The following is a 1,407-nucleotide window of genomic DNA, read 5'->3' on the forward strand; positions in this document are numbered from 1 at the left end:
AGTGGGCGGTTCGTGAGTCTATGAGCGGTTCTGGTGTCGCCTGATGGTGTGGGCGAAGCCGGAACGTTCCGGTCCGGTGCCGGTGGCCTGCTGGGATCGGTTGGATGAGTGAACGCAAGCCGTACCAGAGCGACTTGTCCGACGAGCAGTGGGCGTTGATCGAGCCGGTGCTCACGGCCTGGAAGAACCGCCACCGTTCCGTGAGCGGCCACCAGGGCCGCTATCCGATGCGGGAGATCGTGAACTCGATCCTTTACCAGTCCCGGACCGGCTGTCAGTGGGCCCTGTTGCCGAACGACCTGCCGCCGAAGAGCGCGACGTACTACTACTTCGCCGCCTGGCGGGACGACGGCACCGACCAGCAGATCCATGAACTCCTGCGCTGCCAGGTGCGGGAGAGGAACCGGCGATTAGAGGACCCGACCCTGGTGATCCTGGACACCCAGAGTGTCCGGGCGGCCACCGGGGTCCCCGCAGTCACGACGGGCAAAGACGCCGCGAAACGGATGCCTGGCCGCAAGCGGGGACTGGCCGTGGACGTCCTCGGCCTGGTCATCGCCGTCACCGTGGTGGCCGCGAGTGTCCACGACAACGCCGCTGGCATCGCTCTCCTCGACCAAGTCGCCGTCGCGGCCGGCGGCTCGGTCAGCAAGGCCCTGGTCGACCAGGGCTTCAAGAACCAGGTCGTCACGCACGGGGCCGCCCTCGGCATCGACGTCGAGATCGTCCGGCGCAACCCTGAGGAGAAGGGATTCGTTCCGCAGCCGAAACGGTGGCGGGTGGAGCAGACGTTCGGGACCCTGATACTGCACCGGCGCCTGGTCCGCGACTACGAACACCGCCCGGCCTCCTCCACCTCACGCGTCTACTGGGCCATGACCCACGTCATGGCCCGTCGGCTCACCGACGCGAGCACGCTCACCTGGCGCGATCCGCAGGTGGTCGGCGCGTGAACCTCAACCCCCTCTTTCAGGCGCTCGACCTTCAGGAAGACGCAGCCCGGGCCCTGGCCGGCGATCTCCGCACCCAGATCGACACCCTTCAGACCCAGCTCCGCGAGGCCGAACTGCGTCTGGAACACCTCGCCATCACCCGCACGACCATCACCGGCCTCGCCGACCGAATCCCGGTCCAGAGCCCCGACCCATCAGGGAGTCTGGAGCTGCCCGAGCACCCGGACTACCCGCGCATCCTCGCCGTCTTCAACGACACCACCGGCCCACTGAGGGCCCGCGACATCTGCCAGACCCTCGACTTCGAGCTCCTGCCGAAACACATCGAACGCACCCGAGCCAAGATGAAACGCCTGGTCACACTAGGAATCCTCACCGAGGCCGAGCCCGGCACCTTTAGCAAGAAGCAGTAACCAAGTCCGGAACGGACATCAACTCACGAACCGCCCACTCA

Annotated in this window: 2 protein-coding genes; both read left to right on the forward strand. The window is 66.6% G+C overall.

Features of this window, described 5'->3' with window-relative positions; genetic code table 11:
* The first annotated feature begins 104 nt into the window (after positions 1-104).
* Positions 105-953 (forward strand): IS5 family transposase, encoded by an 849-nt coding sequence (locus tag ACZ5XS_RS45785; protein ID WP_468661647.1) that lies wholly within the window; start codon positions 105-107, stop codon positions 951-953.
* A complete protein-coding gene (locus ACZ5XS_RS45790) occupies positions 950-1,366 on the forward strand; it encodes a hypothetical protein (protein WP_269648640.1) in 417 nt (138 codons plus the stop codon). Before ACZ5XS_RS45785 ends, ACZ5XS_RS45790 begins: the two co-directional genes overlap by 4 nt.
* Positions 1,367-1,407: the final 41 nt, after the last annotated feature.

Source organism: Streptomyces sp. NPDC033131 (genome assembly GCF_055578365.1).